Raw genomic sequence first — 20,320 nt, forward strand, 5'->3', positions numbered from 1 at the left:
GCGCTGCCCCGCCTTTCATCAGGCTGCCGACAGCGCCTTGTCCACCAGCTGCTGCGCTTCATCGAGGATGCGCCCGAGGTGTTCGGCACCGAGAAAGCTCTCGCCGTAGATCTTGTAGATGTTCTCGGTGCCGGAGGGCCGAGCGGCAAACCAGCCATTTTCCGTGACCACCTTCACGCCGCCGATGGCTGCGCCGTTACCCGGCGCATGGCTCAACACGTTCTGGATTTTCTCGCCCGCAAGCTCCGTCGACAGCACCTGCTGCGGCGACAGGCTCGAAAGCTTCTTCTTCTGCTCGACTGTGGCCGCTGCGTCGACGCGGTTGGACACGGGCTTGCCCAGCGCCTGTGCCAGTTCGGCAAAACGCTCGCCGGGGTCGCGGCCCGTGCGCGCGGCAATCTCCGCCGAGAGCAGTGCGGGGACCATGCCGTCCTTGTCGGTGGTCCACACCGAACCGTCGCGCCGCAGGAAGGTCGCGCCCGCGCTTTCTTCGCCGCCGAAGCCGAGCGACGAATCCACCAGCCCGTCGACGAACCACTTGAAGCCGACTGGCACCTCGTACAGCTTGCGGCCCAGGTTTGCGGCCACGCGGTCGATCATCTGGCTGCTGACCGCCGTCTTGCCGACGGCCGCATGCGCCGCCCACTTCGGCCGGTGCGTGAAGAGATAGTCGACCATCACGGCCAGGTAGTTGTTCGGCGGCAGCAGCCCTGCACTGCGCGTGACGACGCCGTGCCGGTCGTGATCGGTATCGCACGCAAAGGCAATGCCGAAGCGGTCCTTGAGGCCGATGAGCTGGTGCATCGCATCGGGCGACGAGGGGTCCATGCGAATGCGGCCGTCCCAGTCGAGCGACATGAAGCGGAAGGTCGGGTCGACCTCCTGGCTGAGCACGTTGAGCCGGTCGAGCTTGTAGCGCGCGGCAATGGCGGGCCAGTAGCGCACGCCGGCGCCGCCCAGCGGATCGACGCCCAGGTCGATCGGCACGCCGCGAATCGCGTCCATGTCGAGCACTTGCGCCAGGTCTTCCACATAGGTGTTCAGGTAGTCGTGGCGGTGCGTGGTCGAAGCGCGCAGCGCCTGCGCGAGCGGCAGGCGCTTCACGCCCTGCAGACCGGCGGCAAGATAGCCGTTGGCCGCGGCCTCGACGGCCGAGGTGATGTCGGTGCCCGCGGGGCCACCGTTGGGCGGGTTGTACTTGAAGCCGCCGCTTTCGGGGGGGTTGTGCGAAGGCGTGATCACGATGCCGTCCGCCAGCCCGGTCGTGCGTCCGCGGTTGTAGACGAGGATGGCGTGCGAAACGGCGGGCGTCGGCGTGTACTCGTCGTCCTTCGAGAGCATCAGCTCCACGCCGTTGGCCGCCAGCACTTCCACCGCGCTGTTGAATGCGGGCGTGGAGAGTGCATGCGTGTCGATGCCCAGGAACAGCGGGCCGTCGATGCCTTTCTGCTTGCGGTAGTCGGCAATCGCCTGGCTGATGGCCAGCACATGCCACTCGTTGAAAGCGTCGTCGAAGGAGGAGCCGCGGTGCCCCGATGTTCCAAAGGCGACGCGCTGGGCTGGCACCGAAGGATCGGGCCGGCCCGTGTAGTAGGCCGAGATGAGGCGCGGGATGTTGACGAGCAGGTCCAGCGGTGCGGGCTGGCCTGCGAGAGGGTTGGTCTTTTGGCTCATGTCGAGTGTTGCCGTTCGAGTTGAATCAAGTCGGCAACATCATGCCGCAGGATGCGCCTGCGAACGAAACAAGCGGAAAGCGCCTCAGGAGGCCAGCGCCTCCATCAGCTCCGTCTCGATGGCCAGTTGGGTCTTCTGTCCCTGCAGCTCGGGGCCGCTGATAAGGAACGTGTCTTCCACGCGTTCGCCGAGCGTGGTGACCTTGGCGAGCTGCAGGTTGAGGTGGTGTCGTGCAAGCACCCGCGCCACCGAATACAGCAGCCCCGCGCGGTCGCTGGCCGAGATGTTGAGCAGCCAGCGCTGCGCCTTGTCGTCGGGCAGCAGGCTGATGCGCGGCTTGATGGGAAAGCTGCGCACCCGGCGCGACACCCGGCCCACGCTGGGCGGGGGCAGGGGACCGGCCTCGGTGAGCGTCTGAGCAAGGCCCAGCTCGACCATGCTGATGAGATCGCGGTAATGGTCGGGCAGGAAAGTAGTTACAACCTGGAAGGTATCGAGGCCGTAGCCGTTGCTGGTGGTGTGTACTTTTGCGTCAAGAATGCTGAACGACGACTGGTCGAAATAGCCGCAGATGCGCGCGAAGAGGTCGGGCTGGTCGGGCGTGTACACCACCACTTGCAGCCCTTCGCCCACCGGCGAAAGGCGCGCCCGCACGATCGGCGGCGCCTTGGGGTCCACCGGCACGTTGGGCGGCGGCACGAAGCGCGAAAGCTGCTTGGCGTGCCAGGCGATTTCGCTGGCCTCGTGGCGCATGAAGTAGCCGACGTCGAGCGTGTCCCACAGCGCCTTGTGCGCTTCGAAGCGCTGCGCATGCAAAGCAAGCTGCACCAGCGCCTCGCGCTTGCGCGACTCCACCTCTGCGTCCGGATCGGGCATGCGGCCACCCAGCGCGCGCAGGGTGTAGCGGTAAAGGTCTTCGAGAAGCTTGCCCTTCCAGGCATTCCACACGCGCGGCGATGTGCCGCGAATATCGGCAATGGTGAGCAGGTAAAGCGCCGTGAGGTAGCGCTCGTTGCCCACGCGCTTGGCAAAGGCGCCAATCACTTCCGGGTCGCTCAGGTCTTGCTTTTGCGCCACCTGGCTCATCACCAGGTGTTCGGCGACCAGAAATTCGATCAGCTTCGCGTCTTCGCGCGCAATGCCGTGCTGCTTGCAGAAGCGCTGCACGTCGCGCGCGCCGAGCGTGGAGTGGTCGCCGCCGCGGCCCTTGGCAATGTCATGGAACAGCGCGGCCACGTAAAGAATCCACGGCTTGTCCCAGCCGGCCGCAAGCTGCGAGCAGAACGGGTATTCGTGCGCGTGCTCGGCAATGAAGAAGCGCCGCACGTTGCGCAGCACCATCAGGATGTGCTGGTCCACCGTGTACACGTGGAACAGGTCGTGCTGCATCTGCCCGACGATGCTGCGAAACACCCGCAGGTAGCGCCCCAGCACCGAGGTCTGGTTCATGAGCCTGAACGCATGCGTAATGCCGTACGGCTGCAGCAGGATGCGCATGAACGTCTCGTGATTGGCCGGGTCGTTGCGGAACTTGCTGTCCATGACATGCCGCGCGTTGTAGAGCGCGCGCAGCGTGCGTGCCGACAGGCCCTTTACGCCGATGGTCTTCTGGTAGAGCAGGAAGGTCTCGAGAATGGCGCGCGGCTCCCGCTCGTACAGGTCGTCGCTTGCAATCTCGATCAGGCCGGCCCGTTCGTAAAAGCGCTCGTTGATCGGCGTGTGCTGCTCGTCGCTGGGCTGCAGCCGCTCCGAGATGTTGAGCAGCAAGATCTGGTTGAGCTGCGTGACCGCCTTGGCCGCCCAGTAGTAGCGCCGCATCAGCGCTTCGCTCGACTTGCGCTGCGATTCACTCTCGTAGCCAAAGCTCGCGGCCACGGCGGTCTGCAGGTCGAACACCAGCCGGTCTTCGCGCCGGTTGGCAATCACATGCAGCCGCGCGCGAATCAGCGAAAGCAGCGCCTCGTTGCGCTTGATCTGCTGCGCCTCGAAAGGCGTGGCCAGGCCATTCTTTGCCAGGTCGTCCCAGCGGCTGCCGTAGCCGGCGGCCTTGGTCATCCAGAGAATGGTCTGCAGGTCGCGCAGGCCGCCCGGCGATTCCTTGCAGTTGGGTTCGAGCGCGTACGGCGTGTTGTCGAACTTCTGGTGGCGGTGCCGCATTTCCTGCGACTTGGCCACGAAGAAAGCCTGCGGATCGATGGCGCGGGTGAAGCGGCGGCGGAAGCCGACAAAGAGCTTCTTGTTGCCCGCGATCAGCCGTGCCTCGAGCAGCGAGGTCTGCACGGTGACGTCTTTTTCGGCCTCGGCCAGGCATTCTTCGACCGTGCGCACGCTCGAACCAATTTCAAGCCCCGCGTCCCAGCAATGCCCGATGAAGGCCTCGATGCGCGCCGGATCGATTTCGCTGGCATGGCCCTCGGGCGGCAGCAGCAACAGCACGTCGACGTCGGAATACGGAAACAGCTCGCCACGGCCAAAGCCGCCCACGGCCGCCAGCGCGAGCGAATCGCCAAAGTCGGCCTCGCGCCAAAGCGCGCACAAGGTCTGGTCGGCCAGCGCCGATAGCTGCCGCAGCACCGTATGCACGCTGCGCGTGGGTGCGCGTGCAAAACGCAGAGTTTCGAAGAGCGCGAGCTTCTTTGCGCGATAGGCTTCGCGCAGCGTTGCCACGTCGATCTTGGCTGGTTCGATCACGGCTTTGTCCGGGGCCGTGCGCCGCTTGCACGGCTCACGTTTTCGTGGAGGTGACGAAGGAGGGCAGGGGCGGGCTGCCTTCAGACAGCGTGAGCACCTCGTAGCCCGTTTCGGTGACCAGCACCGTGTGCTCCCATTGCGCCGAGAGCGAATGGTCGCGCGTGACGATGGTCCAGCCGTCGTATTGGCCGCCCTTGAAGTCTTCCTTCACGTCGCGCTTGCCGGCATTGATCATCGGTTCGATGGTGAAGATCATGCCGGGCTTGAGTTCTTCGAGCGTGCCCGGGCGGCCGTAGTGCAGCACCTGCGGTTCTTCGTGGAAACGCTGGCCCACGCCGTGGCCGCAGAACTCGCGCACGACGGAAAAACCGTGGCCTTCGGCAAATTTCTGGATGGCGTAGCCGATGTCGCCCAGGTGGGCGCCCGGGCGCACTTGCAGAATGCCGTGCCACATGGCTTCGAAGGTGATGCTGCACAGCCGCTTGGCCGCAATGGAAGCGTCGCCGATGATGTACATGCGGCTGTTGTCGCCAAACCAGCCGTCCTTCACCACCGTGACGTCGACGTTCATGATGTCGCCCTTCTTCAAGGGCTTGTCATTCGGAATGCCGTGGCAGACCACGTGGTTGACCGAGGTGCAGAGAGACTTCGGAAAGGGCACGCTGCTGGCGCCCATGTAGCCCACCGTGGCCGAGGTGGTGCCCTGCTTGACCATGTATTCGGCGGCGAGCCGGTCGATTTCGTTCGTGGTGATGCCCGGCTTGATGAACGGCGTGAGGTAGTCCAGCACCTCGGAGGCCAGGCGGCAGGCGACGCGCATGGCTGCGATGCCCGCTGCGTCTTTGTAGGTAATGCTCATCCCGGAATTATCCCATTCAGCAAGCTAAAATTCCGGGTTAACGCGGATGACCCCAGTCAGCGGTCTTCCGCCTCGATTCTTTGATTCCCAACGCGGCCCCAAGGCCCCATCGACCGTGACGCAGCCCGCATCCCAAGCCCTTCCTGTCGTAACCATGTTCGAGGGCGGCAGCGCACTCAGCGATTTCCGCGCGCGGCAGCTGCTGCCCAAGCTGCAGGCCGTCGAGCCGCGCATCGAGGGCATTTCAGCCCGCTTCGTGCACCTGGTGGTCACCGACGCGGCGCTGAGCGCTGCCGAGCACGACCGCTTTGCCGCGCTGCTGACCTACGGCGAGCCCTTCGAGGCACCGGCCAAGGCAGCCACCTCGGTGGTCGTCACGCCCCGCCTGGGCACCGTGTCGCCCTGGGCCTCCAAGGCCACCGACATCGCCCACAACTGCGGCCTTGCGCTGCGCCGGGTCGAGCGCGTGACGCAATACCACCTGAAGCTCAAGGCCCCGCTGATCGGCAAGGCGCCCGTGCTGGAAGGCGACACGCTCGCCGCCGTGGCAGGCCCGCTGCACGACCGCATGACCGAATCGGTGCTTGCCACCGTCGAGCAGGCCGCGAGCCTCTTCAGCGAACTGCCGGCCCAGCCGATGGCGCTGGTTGACGTGCAGGGCGGCGGCCGTGCCGCGCTGGTGGCGGCCAACACGGGTTTTGGCCTGGCGCTGGCCGAAGACGAGATCGACTACCTGGTCGATGCCTTCACCCGGCTCGGGCGCAATCCGAGCGACGTCGAACTGATGATGTTCGCGCAGGCCAACAGCGAGCACTGCCGCCACAAGATCTTCAATGCCCAGTTCACCATCGACGGCAAGGCACAGCCCCAAAGCCTGTTCTCGATGATTCGCCACACCGAAAAGCAGAACCCGCAGCACACGGTGGTTGCCTACGCGGACAACGCCTCGGTCATGGAGGGCACGACCGTCGAGCGCTTCATCCCGGCTTCGGGTTCGCAGGGCTATCAAAAAGATAGCGCGCTGAGCCATGTGCTGATGAAGGTCGAGACGCACAACCATCCGACCGCCATCTCGCCGTTCCCCGGCGCCTCCACCGGTGCCGGCGGCGAGATCCGCGACGAAGGCGCCACCGGCCGCGGCTCCAAGCCCAAGGCGGGCTTGACCGGCTTCACGGTATCGAAGCTCTGGCCCGAAGAGGGCCACTACGGCAAGCCCGAGCACATTGCCAGCCCGCTGCAGATCATGACCGAGGGCCCGCTGGGCGGCGCCGCGTTCAACAACGAATTCGGCCGGCCCAACCTGCTGGGCTACTTCCGCGAATACGAGCAAACGGTGGCGAGCGACATCGATACCGTGCAGCGCGGCTATCACAAGCCCATCATGATCGCGGGCGGCCTTGGCAGCATCGACGCCACGCAAACCAAGAAGATCCAGTTCCCGGCCGGCTCGCTGCTCATTCAGCTCGGCGGCCCCGGCATGCGCATCGGCATGGGCGGCAGCGCTGCGAGTTCGATGGCGACCGGCGCCAACGCAGCCGAGCTCGACTTCGACTCGGTGCAGCGCGGCAACCCCGAAATCGAACGCCGTGCGCAAGAGGTCATCAACCACTGCTGGCAGCAGGGCGCGGCCAACCCGATTCTCGCGATCCACGACGTGGGCGCAGGCGGCCTGAGCAACGCCTTTCCTGAGCTGACCAACGACGCCGGCCGCGGCGCGCGCTTCGATCTGCGCGCGGTGCCGCTCGAAGAATCGGGCATGGCGCCCAAGGAAATCTGGTGCAACGAAAGCCAGGAGCGCTACGTGCTGGCCATCGCGCCGGAATCGCTCGAGCAGTTCAAGGCTTTCTGCGAGCGCGAACGCTGCCCGTTCTCGGTGGTGGGCGTGGCAACCGAAGAGCGCCAACTGCTGGTGGCCGACGAAGGCGCCGCGGTACAGCCGGTCGACATGCCCATGGACGTGCTGCTCGGCAAGCCGCCCAAGATGCATCGCGACGTGAAGACCGTCGCGCGCAGCTTCAAGCCGCTCGACCTGACCGGCGTCGATCTGCAGAAGGCTGCGATCGACGTGCTCTCGCACCCGACCGTCGCCTCCAAGCGCTTCCTGATCACCATCGGCGACCGCACCGTGGGCGGCCTGAGCCATCGCGACCAGATGGTCGGCCCGTGGCAGGTGCCCGTGGCCGATTGCGCCGTGACGCTGGCGGACTACAAGGGCTTTGCGGGCGAAGCCATGAGCATGGGCGAACGCACGCCGCTGGCCGCGCTCGACGCACCGGCCTCGGGCCGCATGGCGGTGGCAGAAGCCATTACCAACCTGCTGGCCGCGCCCATCGAACTCTCGCGCGTGAAGCTCTCGGCCAACTGGATGGCGGCCTGCGGCGAGCCAGGCGAAGACGCCGCGCTGTATGAAACCGTCAAGGCCGTGGGCCTGGAGCTGTGCCCGGCACTGGGTGTGTCGATTCCGGTCGGCAAGGATTCGCTGTCGATGCGCACGCAATGGAACGACGATGGCGAAGCCAAGAAGGTCACTTCTCCCGTCAGCCTGATCGTGACCGCGTTCGCAACGCTGGCCGACGTGCGCGGCACGCTCACGCCCCAACTCGATGCGCAAGAGGCCGACACCACGCTCGTGCTCGTCGACCTGGGCCGCGGCCAGCACCGCATGGCCGGCAGCATCCTCGCGCAAACGCTCGGCCAGAGCGGCGACACCGTGCCCGATCTCGACGATCCGGCCCAGCTCGTGGCGCTGGTGAATGCCGTGAACGCACTGCGCGCCGACGGCAAGATCCTCGCCATGCACGACCGCAGCGATGGCGGCCTGTTCGCCACCGCCTGCGAAATGGCCTTTGCCGGCCATGTGGGCGTGGCGCTCAATGTCGACATGCTGGTCACCGAAGGCGACGGCATTTCCGACAGCCGCATGGAAACCGGCGACGCCAAGAACTGGGCGCAGCAGGTCAGCGCGCGGCGTGAGGAGCTCACGCTCAAGGCGCTGTTCAACGAAGAACTCGGCATGCTGCTGCAGGTGCGCACGGCCGAGCGCAACGACGTGATGCAGGTGCTGCGCGCCCATGGCCTCAGCGCGCACAGCCACTTCGTCGGCAAGACGCGTCCGGCCAGTTCGACCATGGAGGCGGGCAAAGGCAAGATCGAAGTCTGGCGCGATGCCAAGTCGGTGTTCAGCGCCAGCCTGCACGACCTGCACCAGGTGTGGGACTCCGTCAGCTGGAAGATCGCCCGCGAGCGCGACAACCCCGCCTGCGCCGATGCCGAGCACGCCGCAGCCGGAGAGCCTTCAGACCCCGGCATGCACGTATTTCTCCCTCTGCCTCCGGGTGAGGGCAGCAGCCTCAACGCCCCCGCCATCCTTCAGCACCGCCCCAAGGTCGCCATCCTGCGCGAGCAGGGCGTCAACTCGCATGTCGAAATGGCCTACGCCTTCACCGAGGCGGGTTTCGAGGCCTACGACGTCCACATGACCGACCTGCAGACAGGCAGGGCGGACCTCGCCAACTTCAAGGGCGTGGTCGCGTGCGGCGGCTTCAGCTACGGCGACACCCTGGGCGCGGGCATCGGCTGGGCGCGCAGCATCACCTTCAATCCGAAGCTCGCCGAACAGTTCAAGTCCTTCTTCGGCCGCGAAGACACCTTTGGCCTCGGCGTGTGCAACGGCTGCCAGATGTTCGCCGAGCTGGCCGACATCATCCCGGGCGCCGAAGCCTGGCCGCGCTTCACTACCAACCAGAGCGAACGCTTCGAAGCGCGCCTGTCGATGGTCGAGGTGCTCGAGTCTCCCAGCATCTTCTTCGCGGGCATGGCCGGCAGCCGCCTGCCGATTGCCGTGGCGCACGGTGAGGGCTATGCCAACTTCAAGCACCGCGGCGATGCCGCCAAGGCCATTGCGGCCATGCGCTTCGTGGACAACCACGGCAAGCCTACCGAGCAATACCCGTTCAACCCGAACGGCAGCGCGGGCGGCCTGACCTCGGTGACCACGCCGGATGGCCGTTTTACCGCCGTGATGCCGCACCCGGAACGCGTGTTCCGCAACATCCAGATGAGCTGGACGCCGGGCGACCGGAGCGAGCTCAGCCCCTGGATGCAGATCTGGCGCAACGCGCGCAAGTGGGTGGGGTGATCGGTCGGCGCGGCCACAGTCAGGCCGTGCAGGCGGCCTGAATGGGGTCAAAAGAAATGCCCTCCAGACCTGGTCTGGAGGGCATTTTTCCTGGGGAATGGCGCCTGAAGCGCTGCCGGTCAGCGCTGGCTGTTCAGCATCGACACCTTGAACGACAGCACATGCGTCCTTGCCGCTTCGGCCGCCGCTTCGGCATCGCGCCGCTGCAGCGCAGCGACGATGGTGCGGTGCTCCTCGATCACCTCCGCCAGATGTCCCTCGGCAGCCAGTGAAATCGCCCAGAAGCGCTGCGAGCGGGCATGCAGCACGCTCAGGATGTCCTGCAGCATCGCGTTGCGCGCCGCCGCCGCAATTTTTTCGTGGAAGAGCCGGTCGAGGTTCATGACCGACATTGCATCGCGCCGCTGCGCTGCGGCCTCGAACTGCTCGGCGATGGCCTGCAGTTCGGCCAACTCAGCCTCCGTGATGGCCGCCGCGGCCAGGCGCATGCACAGCACTTCGTTCACCAGCCGGACCTCGATGAGTTCCAGCGCGTCGTTGATCGACAGCGGCGAGGCCATCGCGCCCTTGCGCGGAATGATGTGGACCAGGCCCTCGGCCGACAGGCGGTGCAGCGCCTGGTTGACCGGCGTGCGGCCCACGCCCAGCCGCTCCATCACCTGGGCGGTGTTCAGGTACTCCCCGGGCTTGTAGGCCAGGGTCACCAGGGCTTCCTTCAGGCGCAGGTAGGCGGTCTCGTTCAGGGAAATGGCTGCTTCGGGCCGCCGGGCGGGGCTTTTGCGGGCGGGCGTGGCTGCTTTCATCGGCGCGCGGTGGTCATGGTTGGGGTTGCTGATGGTACCCGCGGCAAATCTCTTTGAAGTTTTTGTGAACTCACTGTAATATCATTGTGAAATTTCACTGAAACTTCAACAAGGCCACATGAAACTGTCTTTCGAACTTCCCGAGGGAAGCGCCCCGCGAACGCTCGACTTCGAAGCCCGGCACCTCGTCGTCGCCGGTTGGACCGGGCGCGACACCGCCGCCATCGAGCACCATATCGAGGAACTCGCCGAACTCGGCGTGCCGGCGCCCAGCGCCGTGCCGCTCTTCTACCGGGTCGCCACCCAGCAACTGAGCCAGGCCGACGCGGTGCAGGTGGTCGGGGCCGACACCTCAGGCGAGGTCGAGCCGCTGCTGTTCCTGCACGAGGGCGAGTTCTTCGTTTCGATCGGCTCGGACCACACCGACCGCGCCCTCGAAGCGCACAGCGTGGCGCTCTCCAAGCAGATCTGCGCCAAGCCGGTGGCTCGCAGTGCCTGGCGGCTGGCGGACGTGCAAGACCGCTGGGACACGCTGGTGCTGCGTTCGTGGATCGAGGAGGGCGGCGAATGGCGCCTGTACCAGGAAGGCACGCTGGCCGCGTTGCGCCCCCCGGCCGATCTGCTGGCGCGCTGCGCAGCGGCCGATGGCGAGCCGTCGGACGGCTTCGCGATGACCTGCGGCACCGTCGGCGCCATCGGCGGCATTCGTCCGGCCGCGCGTTTTCGCATGGAGCTGGTGGACGGGCACACTGGCCGCCGCATCGCGCACGAGTACCGCGCGGTTTCGCTGCCGGTCGTCGCCTGACACGCAAGGGACCGCACATGCCTGCCGCGATCTCCCTCGAAGTGGCCCGCGCCGAACTGGCCGCGGGCAGCATCACCTCCGCCGAGCTGACTGCATCGGCGCTGCAACGCATCGCCGACCCTTCCGGTGAGGGCGCGCGCACCTTCACCCGTGTGCTGGCAGACCGCGCCCAGCACCTGGCGCGCGCCTCCGACAGCCTGCGCAAAGCCGGCTTCATGCGCTCGCCGCTCGAAGGCCTGCCGGTGTCGGTGAAGGACTTGTTCGACGTGGCCGGCGAAACAACGACCGCCGGCTCCGTCGTGCTGCGCGATACGCCACCCGCCGCGCATGACGCCGAGGCCGTGCAGCGCCTGCTTTCGGCGGGTGCGGTGGTGGTCGGCAAGACCAACATGACGGAGTTCGCGTACTCCGGCCTTGGCCTCAACCCGCACTACGGGACGCCGGCCAATCCGTGGCAGCGCGGCGAACGGCGCATTCCCGGCGGCTCGTCTTCGGGCGCGGCCGTGGCTGTGGCCGACGGCATGTGCGTTGCGAGCGTAGGCAGCGACACCGGTGGCTCGGCACGCATTCCGGCGGCGCTGTGCGGCATCACCGGCTTCAAGCCGACGGCGCGGCGCATGCCGGGTACCGGGCTCGTGCCGCTGTCGCACAGCCTCGACGCGGTGGGCGTGATGGCCCTCGACGTGGCCGGCTGCGCGGCAATGGATGCGGTGCTGTCCGGTGTGTCAGGTGCGTCTGAAATGCCCCGACCGCAGCGCCTGCGGCAAGCGCGCTTCGCGGTGCCGACCACCTTGGTGCAGGACGGCATGGACGCACACGTCGCTGCAACGTTCCAAAGAGCGCTGCAGTGCCTCTCGGCCGCCGGCGCACAGCTGGTCGAGCTGGCGGTGCCCGAGTTCGACGAGCTCGCCGCCATCAATGCCGCGGGCGGCTTCAGCGCCGCCGAGTCATGGGCGTGGCACGCCGAGCTGATCGAACGCAGCGGCAGCGGCTACGACCCGCGCGTGATCAGCCGCATCCTGCGCGGCAAGGACTTCACGGCGCGGGCCTACCTCACGCTGCAGGCGCAGCGGGCCGACTGGCAGCACCGCGTAGCCGCGCGCCTGGGCGAATTCGATGGCTGGCTCATGCCGACCGTGCCGCTCGTGGCACCGCGCATCGAAGCCCTCGAAGCCGACGAGGCGCAGTACTTCACCGCCAACGCCGCGATGCTGCGCAACCCCTCCATCGTCAACTTCATGGACGGCTGCGCCATCTCCTTGCCCTGCCACGCGGCCGGCGAAGCGCCCGTAGGCCTGAGCCTTGCAGGCCTGCCGATGCGCGATGCCGCATTGCTCGCCTGGGCCACCGACATCGAACGCGCCCTGCGCGCCACCGCCGATTGACCCATCTGCCAACCCTCAAGAAACCCCGGAGAACTCCATGAACAAGCGTTTTCGTTTCCCGTTCGGCTCATTCGTCTCGTTCGCGTGCCTTGCCGCCGGCCTGGCGGGCATCGTGCCTGCGGCCCATGCGCAGGACGCCTATCCGTCCAAGTCGATCCGCATGGTGGTGCCGTTCCCGCCGGGCGGCAGCATCGACATGACGGCGCGCCTGGTTGGCCAGAAGCTCTCGACGGCCCTGGGCCAGCCCGTGCTGGTGGACAACCGTCCCGGCGCCAGCGGAAACATCGGCATGGACTACGTCGCCAAGGCACCCAAGGACGGCTACACCCTGCTGATGGTGCACACCGGCCTGGCCTCCAACGCCCACATGTTCGCCAAGCTGCCCTACGACCCGATCAAGGACCTGGCGCCCGTAATCCGCGTGGCCGACCAGCCCAACGTGCTCATCATGAATCCCAAGTGGTCGTTCAAGAATGTCAGCGAGCTGGTGGCCTACGCCAAGGCCAACCCCGGCAAGCTCAGCGTCGGCACCTCGGGCGTGGGCGGCCCGCAGGACGTGGCCGCGCGCCGCTTCATGCGCATGACCGGCACCGATCTGCTCAACGTCGCCTACAAGGGCGGGGCGCCCGCACTGTCCGACCTGATCGGCGGCCAGATCGACCTGATGTTCGAAACCTCGCCGACCGCGGTGCCCTATGCCAAGAGCGGCAAGCTGAAGGCGCTGGCGGTGACGGGCGACAAGCGCGTTCCGACCTTGCCCGAGGTGCCGACGGTGGCCGAGTCCGGCGTGCCGGGCTACAGGTTCATGGGCTGGGTCGGCCTGGTGGCGCCGGCCGGAACCCCGGCACCGATCATCGCCAAGCTCAACGAGCAAGTGCAGGCGCTGCTCAAGAATGCCGACACGCAGAAGCAGCTCGCCGACCTCAGTCTCGAAGTCATCGGTGGCTCGGCGCCGGACTTCACGGGCTTCGTGCGCAAGGAGTCGGACGACTACGCCCGGTTCGTGAAAGACTTCGACATCACGCCGCAATAAAAAAAGCCCCGCGACCGCGGGGCTTTTTTCTGATGCAATGGCCGCAGGCTTACTCGACCTTGGCCTTCGCACGCAGCTCTTCCTGGTACTTCTGCAGGCGTTGCTGCTGCAGCTGCTGCGTGATTTGCGGCTGCACTTCTTCCATCTTCGGCAGTTGTGCCTGGCGGATGTCGTCCACGCGGATGATGTGGTAGCCGAACTGCGTCTTGACGGGCGTTGCGGTGGTTTCGCCCTTCTTGAGCTTGATCATCGCTTCGGAGAACTCGGGCACGAAGCTGGAGGGGTTGGCCCAGTCGAGGTCGCCGCCGTTGGCGCCCGAACCCGGGTCCTTGCTCTGCTTCTTGGCGATGTCTTCGAACTTGGCGCCCTTCTTCAGGTCGGCCATGATCTTCTTGGCCTGGTCTTCGGTCTCGACCAGGATGTGGCGGGCCTTGAATTCCTTGCCGCCATTGGCCGCCACGAACTTGTCGTATTCGGCCTTGATGTCGGCTTCCGACACGGCGTTGGTCTTGCGGTAGTTTTCGAACAGCGCGCGGATCAGGATGGCCTGGCGTGCGAGCTCGAGCTGGTTCCGGTAGTCATCGGTCGCGTCCAGACCTTGCTTCTGCGCTTCTTGCATGAACACCTCGCGCGCGACGATTTCTTCGCGCAGCTGGCCTTGCATTTCCGGCGTGACGGGCCGGCCGGCGGCCGCCAGTTGCTGCGCCAGCACGTCCATGCGCGCCTTGGGCACGGGCTTGCCGTTGACGATGGCTGCGTTCTGCGCCACTGCCGCCAGGGGAATCGCACCGAGCAGCGCTGCGGCCGCAACGGCCGTCAAGATTTGTTTTTTCATGGAATGAATATCAGGCTGGATGGGAAAATGCGCGTGTAGAAAAAAAGCGCGTGGAAAAAGCGGGAAAGACGAAAGAACCAAAAGGGAAATGAGGAGGGCGGAGCCGCCGCGGCGAAAGCCGCGTGGCATTTGATCGACCCGGTGATCGATCGAACGACTCAGAGCACCTCGATGGCGATGGCGTGCAGACCCTGCGCGATAAAAACTTGGAGGGCATCATACACAAGGCGATGGCGCGCCACGCGGGGCTTCCCTTCGAACAGTGGGGAGGCAATGCGAACCCGGAAGTGGGTGCCGTAGCCCTCTGCGTTGGCGCCCGCATGGCCGGCGTGGGCGCTGCTCTCGTCGATCACCTCCAGCGTGGTGGGCTGCAGCTTCTGGCGCAGCACCGCCTCGAGGGCCTCTGCCGTCGGCAGCGGGTGGGTCGCGGCGGCGCTCATGCCGTGGGCTCGTCGCTCTTGAGGTGCGGCGAGATATACAGGCCCTGCGCCACCAGGAAGACGATGGGGAACACATAGCCCCAAAGCTTGAAGTTGACCCAGGCCTCGGTGGTGAAGTACGCCGCCACGTAGGCATTGATGAGGGCCATGAAAAGGCAGTAGCCGATCCACGCCACGTTCAGGCGGCTCCAGATGCGGTCGGGCAGCTGCAGCTGCGAGCCCAGCAGCATTTTCAGGAAGTTCTTCTTCAGCGCCCAGAGCGCCACCGCCAGCGCCACGGCCATTGCGCCGTAGAGCACCGTGGGCTTCCACTTGATGAAGCGGTCGTCATGCAGCACCAGCGTGAGCGTGCCGAACAGCAGGATCAGCACCAGCGTGGCCTTCTGCATGGCCTGCAGCTTGCGCTCGGTGGCATAGATGATGCCCATCTGCACCACGGTGGCGCCCATGAGCACGGCGGTGGCGGTGTAGATGTCGCCCAGCTTGTAGGCGCCGAAGAACAGCAGGATCGGAAAGAAGTCGAGGAGCAGTTTCATGCGCTGGGCGGGAGCCTGTGGTGGTTTGTTCGGTTATTTCTTCTGGAAATCGAGCGAAGCCGAGTTCATGCAGTAGCGCAAGCCGGTTTCGGTCGGGCCGTCGGGGAACACGTGGCCCAGGTGGGCGCCGCAATTCGCGCAGACGTTTTCGGTGCGCACCATGCCGTGCGAACGGTCGACGATGTTCTTGATGGCGCCCGGCACGGCTTCTTCCGAGAAACTGGGCCAGCCGCAACCGGCGTCGAACTTGGTCGACGCCTCGAACAGCTTGGCGCCGCAGCAGATGCAGTGGTAGGTGCCGTCTTCCCAGTGCGCCTCGTACTTGCCGGTGAAGGGGCGCTCGGTGGCCGCGTGGCGCGTCACTTCGAAGGCCGCGGGCTCCGCGCCTTTTTCAGCGAGCAGTGCTTTCCATTCGGCATCGGTTTTCTGGATGGGTGCGGTCATGATGAGCAGCTGATTTCGATCGTGGAGGCCCAGTCGGGCGGGAAGCCGGCGTAAGCGTCGGCACCGGGATGTTCTTCAAATGGGGTTTCGAGCAGGTTCAGCAAGGTTGCCACATCCGAGAAGTCCTTCTGCGCAGCCGCTTCGATGGCTTGCTGGCCCAGGTGGTTCCGCAGCACGAATCTGGCGTTGGATTTGAGCATCAAATCGGCAGCTTCCGAGCGTTGGCCCGTCGATGGCGTCTTTGCATGCCGCTCCGAAAACGATAGCAACCACGCATCGAAGCCGGCGCGGTCCAGGAAGAGGTCGCGCACAGGTTCGGCATTGCCGTCCGCCATGTGCTGCGAAAGGCGGCGCCAGAAGATTGTGTAGTCGACCTTTTCGGCGGCCAGGAGCTTCAGCACGCCCTCGATGAGCGCACGGTCGCCATCGGCCGAATCGGCGAGCCCGAGCTTGGCACGCATGCGGCCTTCGAACTCGCGCGGGAACACCGTCTTGTAAGACTCCAGCGCGGCCACGGCAACCTCCTGGTCGGCGATCAGCGGCAGCAGCGCCTGCGCCAGGCAGAACAGGTTCCAGTAGGCCACGTTGGGCTGCTGGTTGAAGGCGTAGCGCCCGCTGGTGTCGCTGTGGTTGCAGATATGGCGCGGATCGAAGCCGTCCAGAAACTGGAACGGCCCATAGTCGATGGTGAGCCCCAGGATGCTCATGTTGTCGGTGTTCATCACGCCATGGCAAAAGCCGACGGCCTGCCACTGCGCCAGCAGCGCGGCGGTGCGCTCGCTCACGGCTTCCAGGAAAGCCGCGTAGGCATTGCCGCCGAAGCGGTCGGTCGTGCGGCACGCCGGGTAGTAGCGGTCGATGACGTAGTCGGCCAGCGCACGCAGTTCAGCATCGCGCTGGTTGGCCGCAAAGTGTTCGAAGTGGCCGAAGCGGATGAAGCTGGGTGCCACCCGGGTCACGACGGCCGCGCTCTCGGGCTCTTCGCGGTACACGCGCGCGTCGGAGCCGGTGACGCACAAGGCGCGCGTCGTGGGAATGCCAAGGCCGTGCATTGCCTCGCTGCAAAGGAATTCGCGGATGCTGGAGCGCAGCACGGCGCGGCCGTCGCCGCCGCGCGAGTAGGGCGTGCGGCCCGCGCCCTTGAGTTGCACTTCCAGGCCGCCCTCGGTTTCGCCGAGCATGATCGCGCGGCCATCGCCAAGCTGCCCGGCCCACACGCCGAATTGGTGGCCGCTGTACACGGTGGCGAAAGGCTGGGTGCCGGCGACGGGCAGGCTGCCGGTCAGGGCCGCCAGCGTGCTGTCCGATTGCCGCCAATCGGCGGGCAAACCCAGCAAGCCGGCCACCGCGTCGCTGTGGCCGACCCAGTAGGGATCGGGCAGCGGCGTCGGCCGCAGGTCGGTAAGAAAGGCGGGGCCCAGTGCCCGGAACCCGGGTTTCCAGCGCACCCCCAGGTCGGCGGCGGCCGTGTCTTCAGCAAGCAAGCTCATGCCCGGATTGTCCGGCAGAGCATGAGACCCCTTGCGGCGCGGGCCATCGGCAAACGCGAATCCGCTCAAGCCTCCTCAGTGGGCAAGCGCCGGCGTGTCCCAGATGCGCGCCCGGTACTGGGCGGGCGGCAGCCCGAACCAGCGTTTGCAGGCGCGAAAGAAGTTGCTGCTGTCGACAAAGCCGAGCATGTCGGCCACGTCGGTGAGCGTGTGGCGGTCTTCGGCCAGGTACTGCTGCGCCAGCTCGCGGCGGGTGCGGTCGAGCAGCGCCTGGAAAGACACCGACTCTTCCTGCAGCCGCCGCTGCAGCGTGCGCTCCGCCAGCCCAAGGCCGGCGGCCACGTCCTGCCGGCGCGGCTCGCCATGGGGCAGGCGGCGCGCGATTTCGGCGCACACCAGGGTGCTGGTGGTGGTCTGGCCCAGCAGGTTCAGCTGCTCGTCCAGCAAGTGCTCCTGCATCTCGCCCAGGGTGGGGTGGTAGGTGGGCAGCGGCATGGACAAGTCGGCCGTCGACAGCAGCAGGCGGTTGGCCGGCGCGTTGTAGCGAATCGGGCAGCCGAAGGCCTCGCGGTGCAGGCGGTCATCGGCCGGTGGCGGGTAGACGAACTCGAGGGCCAACGGCTGCAGCTCGCGCCGGGTGAGCCACTGGCACTGCATGAAAACGGTGAGCAGTGCGTACTCGACGCGCTGGCGCGGAATCGGCAGGCTGCCGCCGGTGTGCTCCATCACCATCCAGGCGCCGCGTGCCTCCGGCTGCATCGAGAAGGCGGTTGCGTCCGAAATCACGGCCATGTAGCGCGTGAGCCGGTTGAGCGCCTCGCTCAGATCGGCGCTGCACGACATGGCGTGGCCCACCGTGCCGAGCTTGCTGTGCGTCGCGGCAAGGTCGCGGTGCAGGCCCAGCGTGGGCTTGCCGGCACGCGCCACGGCCAGCTGCCACAGCACGGAGACTTCGTCGACCGGGATGCGCGCGTTCTGCCGGTGCAGGGAATCCGGGTCGAAGCCGGCTTCGCGCAGCAGCGAGACCACGTCCAGCCCTTCGGCCGCAAACATCGAGAGCACGCCTTCGAGCCACGCGGCCGAGCTGGTTCGAAGTTCCGGCTGCGCTGCGCACCCCGGCCGGCGTTGCGGGCGGCGCTGGGCATGCGGCATGGAGGCTCCTGAAGTCATTGAATTGGCTCGCTTGCGATAGCGGGGAAAACGCAGCCGGTTCCTAGAATTTTCTGGCGGATCCAGCCCGGCGGAGTATGGCGGGCGGACACCGATGGAGTCATTCCGATTAACCCGGTGTGGAGACAAACAATGAACACGGCAGAGACAACGGAAGTCCGGGGCGCAACCCTGCACAACGCGGCAAGAACCGCCGCGCAAGCGGTAGCGATCACAGCCTGCATCGCGCTTTCCGCTTGCGGCGGCGGCTCCGGCGGCGGTTTCTCGTTCACCCCGACCGCTCCCGCAGCGCCGCCGCCTCCACCCGCCGATGGGCCCATGGTGCGCACGACCACCGCCGGCAAGATCGAGGGCGTGGATGACAGCGCTCGCACGGGCACCTGGTTCTGGAAGGGCATTCCGTTCGCCCAGCCGCCGGTCGGCGCGCTGCGCTGGCGCGCGCCGGTCGAGCCCGAAGCCTGGAGCGGCATCCGCCCGGCCACGCAATTCGGCAATTCGTGCCTGCAGATCGGCCGGCTCTTCAGCCCTGGCACCAACAACACCTTCGACGCGACTGTCGGCACCAACCTGGGCAAGCCGGTCGGCAGCGAAGACTGCCTGTTCGTCAATATCTGGCGCCCGGCCACCGAAGAGAAGAACCTGCCCGTGCTGCTGTTTGTGCACGGCGGCAGCAACATCTCGGGCTACACGGCCGATCCCCTGTACGACGGCGCGGCGCTGGCGAAGGCCGCCAACGCAGTGGTCATCACCACCAGCTACCGCCTGGGCATTCTGGGTTTCATCAACATGCCGCAGCTGCGCCCGGGCGGCACGGCGGGCGACGATTCGGGCAACTTTGCGCTGCTCGACATCATGGCGGCGCTGCGCTTCATCCGGAGCAACGCCGCGAGCTTCGGCGGCGACGCGGCCAACGTCACGCTTTCGGGCGAGTCGGCCGGCGCCACCAACCTGCTGGCGGTCATGACCTCGCCCATGGCCAAGGGGCTGTTCCACAAGGCCTTCGAGATGAGCGGCGGCATTTCGCTTGCGAGCAACTTGCCGCCCGGTACGCTCCCCACGCTGGCCCCGGCGTCGGCCTCGCTCGCGCAGGGCCAGGCGATCCTGGAGAGACTGCTCGTTGCCGACGGCACCGTGGCTGATGCCGCCGCGGCCAAGACCTACATCGCCACCCGCACGCCGGCGCAAATTGCCGACTACATGAGGGCGCAGGAGGGCGGGGCACTGCTCACCAAGGTGGTTGCCGCCGGGCTGGGCTCGGTCGCCCCCATTCCGGACGGCACGGTGCTGCCGGTCGATCCGATCGGCGCCATTGCGGCCGACCAGTACAACAAGGTGCCCATGCTCGCGGGCAATACGCGCGACGAGGGCAAGCTCTTCGCCTCGCTGCTGGGCACCATCGGCTTTCCGAAGCCGGGCTGGATCGTGACCGATGCGCAGCGCTTCTCGATGATGTTCAGTTTCGACCCCGACGCGCCGTCCGCGCTCACCGTGGCCGACATCATCGATGCGTCCTACCTTCCGGTAGACAGGCCGGGCACGGGCTACAACGCGGCCACCGACGTCATCACCCAAGGGCTTTTCGGCGCGAGCCGAGACAACCTGCTCAACACGATGAAGACGCGCCAGCCGAACATCTGGCACTACCGCCTCGACTGGGCGCAGGAGGCACCGCCGTGGAACGACGTGTACGGCGCGGCGCACGCATTTGACCTGCCGTTCGTCTTCGGCAACTTCAGCGGCTCGCTGCTCAGCAGCGTGATGGGCGGCAAGGCCAACCAGCCAGGCCGGCTCGCGCTTTCCAGCGCCGTGATGGCGAGCGTGGGTGCCTTCCTACGCAAGGGCGATCCGAACACGCCCGAACTTGGCGTCACCTGGGGGACATGGCCTTCGCAGCTGTTGCTCGACGCAACGCCCACGGCCGCCAGAATCACGCCGGTGAACGCACCTTGATGAGGCGCTTCGTTCCATTCAGCAGTGCGGGTTTGTGTCATTGTGGAAGCGGCCGAAGCTTGCGTGA

15 protein-coding genes are annotated in these 20,320 nt (G+C 66.4%); 5 read left to right on the forward strand and 10 right to left on the reverse strand.

The window, feature by feature from the left end; genetic code table 11:
• Nucleotides 1-18: 18 nt before the first annotated feature.
• The 3 genes from pgm to map form a co-directional block, all read right to left on the reverse strand.
• Complete coding sequence (gene pgm / locus V9L21_RS09850; protein ID WP_337311353.1) at nucleotides 19-1,674, reverse strand: phosphoglucomutase (alpha-D-glucose-1,6-bisphosphate-dependent); 1,656 nt, start codon at nucleotides 1,672-1,674, stop codon at nucleotides 19-21.
• Between the two features lie 84 nt (nucleotides 1,675-1,758).
• Nucleotides 1,759-4,365 carry a [protein-PII] uridylyltransferase gene (locus V9L21_RS09855; protein WP_337311355.1) on the reverse strand — a complete coding sequence of 869 codons (2,607 nt, stop codon included), beginning with the start codon at nucleotides 4,363-4,365 and terminating at the stop codon, nucleotides 1,759-1,761.
• A gap of 34 nt (nucleotides 4,366-4,399) precedes the next feature.
• Complete coding sequence (gene map, locus V9L21_RS09860) at nucleotides 4,400-5,224, reverse strand: type I methionyl aminopeptidase (RefSeq protein ID WP_337311357.1); 825 nt, start codon at nucleotides 5,222-5,224, stop codon at nucleotides 4,400-4,402.
• Between the two features lie 154 nt (nucleotides 5,225-5,378).
• On the opposite strand from map, the gene purL reads away from it, so the two are divergent.
• On the forward strand, nucleotides 5,379-9,362 hold the full coding sequence (purL, locus tag V9L21_RS09865) for a phosphoribosylformylglycinamidine synthase (protein WP_337311473.1): 3,984 nt from the start codon (nucleotides 5,379-5,381) through the stop codon (nucleotides 9,360-9,362).
• A 119-nt stretch (nucleotides 9,363-9,481) separates the two neighbouring features.
• Here the strand turns inward: purL and V9L21_RS09870 are convergent, their stop codons facing one another.
• The gene (locus V9L21_RS09870; RefSeq protein ID WP_337311359.1) at nucleotides 9,482-10,165 is read right to left on the reverse strand and encodes a GntR family transcriptional regulator; all 684 of its coding nucleotides are present in this window, start codon (nucleotides 10,163-10,165) and stop codon (nucleotides 9,482-9,484) included.
• A gap of 118 nt (nucleotides 10,166-10,283) precedes the next feature.
• On the opposite strand from V9L21_RS09870, the gene V9L21_RS09875 reads away from it, so the two are divergent.
• The 3 genes from V9L21_RS09875 to V9L21_RS09885 are packed head-to-tail and all read left to right on the forward strand — an operon-like array spanning nucleotide 10,284 to nucleotide 13,388.
• A complete protein-coding gene (locus tag V9L21_RS09875; protein ID WP_337311361.1) occupies nucleotides 10,284-10,970 on the forward strand; it encodes a DUF2848 domain-containing protein in 687 nt (228 codons plus the stop codon).
• 17 nt (nucleotides 10,971-10,987) lie between these two features.
• Nucleotides 10,988-12,355 carry an amidase gene (locus V9L21_RS09880; RefSeq protein ID WP_337311363.1) on the forward strand — a complete coding sequence of 456 codons (1,368 nt, stop codon included), beginning with the start codon at nucleotides 10,988-10,990 and terminating at the stop codon, nucleotides 12,353-12,355.
• A 37-nt stretch (nucleotides 12,356-12,392) separates the two neighbouring features.
• On the forward strand, nucleotides 12,393-13,388 hold the full coding sequence (locus V9L21_RS09885; RefSeq protein ID WP_337311365.1) for a Bug family tripartite tricarboxylate transporter substrate binding protein: 996 nt from the start codon (nucleotides 12,393-12,395) through the stop codon (nucleotides 13,386-13,388).
• 49 nt (nucleotides 13,389-13,437) lie between these two features.
• Here the strand turns inward: V9L21_RS09885 and V9L21_RS09890 are convergent, their stop codons facing one another.
• The 6 genes from V9L21_RS09890 to V9L21_RS09915 all read right to left on the reverse strand — a co-directional run bounded on the left by V9L21_RS09890 (nucleotide 13,438) and on the right by V9L21_RS09915 (nucleotide 18,285).
• The gene (locus V9L21_RS09890; RefSeq protein WP_337311367.1) at nucleotides 13,438-14,223 is read right to left on the reverse strand and encodes a peptidylprolyl isomerase; all 786 of its coding nucleotides are present in this window, start codon (nucleotides 14,221-14,223) and stop codon (nucleotides 13,438-13,440) included.
• 158 nt (nucleotides 14,224-14,381) lie between these two features.
• Entirely contained in the window at nucleotides 14,382-14,663 is a 282-nt protein-coding gene (locus tag V9L21_RS09895) for a BolA family protein (RefSeq protein WP_337311368.1), read from the reverse strand.
• On the reverse strand, nucleotides 14,660-15,199 hold the full coding sequence (locus V9L21_RS09900; protein ID WP_126746384.1) for a septation protein A: 540 nt from the start codon (nucleotides 15,197-15,199) through the stop codon (nucleotides 14,660-14,662). Before V9L21_RS09900 ends, V9L21_RS09895 begins: the two co-directional genes overlap by 4 nt.
• A gap of 33 nt (nucleotides 15,200-15,232) precedes the next feature.
• Nucleotides 15,233-15,643 (reverse strand): peptide-methionine (R)-S-oxide reductase MsrB, encoded by a 411-nt coding sequence (msrB, locus tag V9L21_RS09905; protein WP_126746383.1) that lies wholly within the window; start codon nucleotides 15,641-15,643, stop codon nucleotides 15,233-15,235.
• Nucleotides 15,640-17,133, reverse strand: coding sequence for a protein adenylyltransferase SelO (locus V9L21_RS09910; RefSeq protein ID WP_337311372.1), 1,494 nt, complete (start codon nucleotides 17,131-17,133; stop codon nucleotides 15,640-15,642). Before V9L21_RS09910 ends, msrB begins: the two co-directional genes overlap by 4 nt.
• A 75-nt stretch (nucleotides 17,134-17,208) precedes the next feature.
• Entirely contained in the window at nucleotides 17,209-18,285 is a 1,077-nt protein-coding gene (locus V9L21_RS09915) for an AraC family transcriptional regulator (RefSeq protein ID WP_337311474.1), read from the reverse strand.
• Nucleotides 18,286-18,435: 150 nt separating this feature from the next.
• Between V9L21_RS09915 and V9L21_RS09920 the strand changes: the two genes are divergently transcribed.
• Entirely contained in the window at nucleotides 18,436-20,253 is a 1,818-nt protein-coding gene (locus V9L21_RS09920) for a carboxylesterase/lipase family protein (protein WP_337311374.1), read from the forward strand.
• The last annotated feature ends 67 nt before the right edge of the window (nucleotides 20,254-20,320 follow it).

This window comes from Variovorax sp. CCNWLW235 (genome assembly GCF_037204085.1).
Taxonomy (GTDB): domain Bacteria; phylum Pseudomonadota; class Gammaproteobacteria; order Burkholderiales; family Burkholderiaceae_C; genus Variovorax.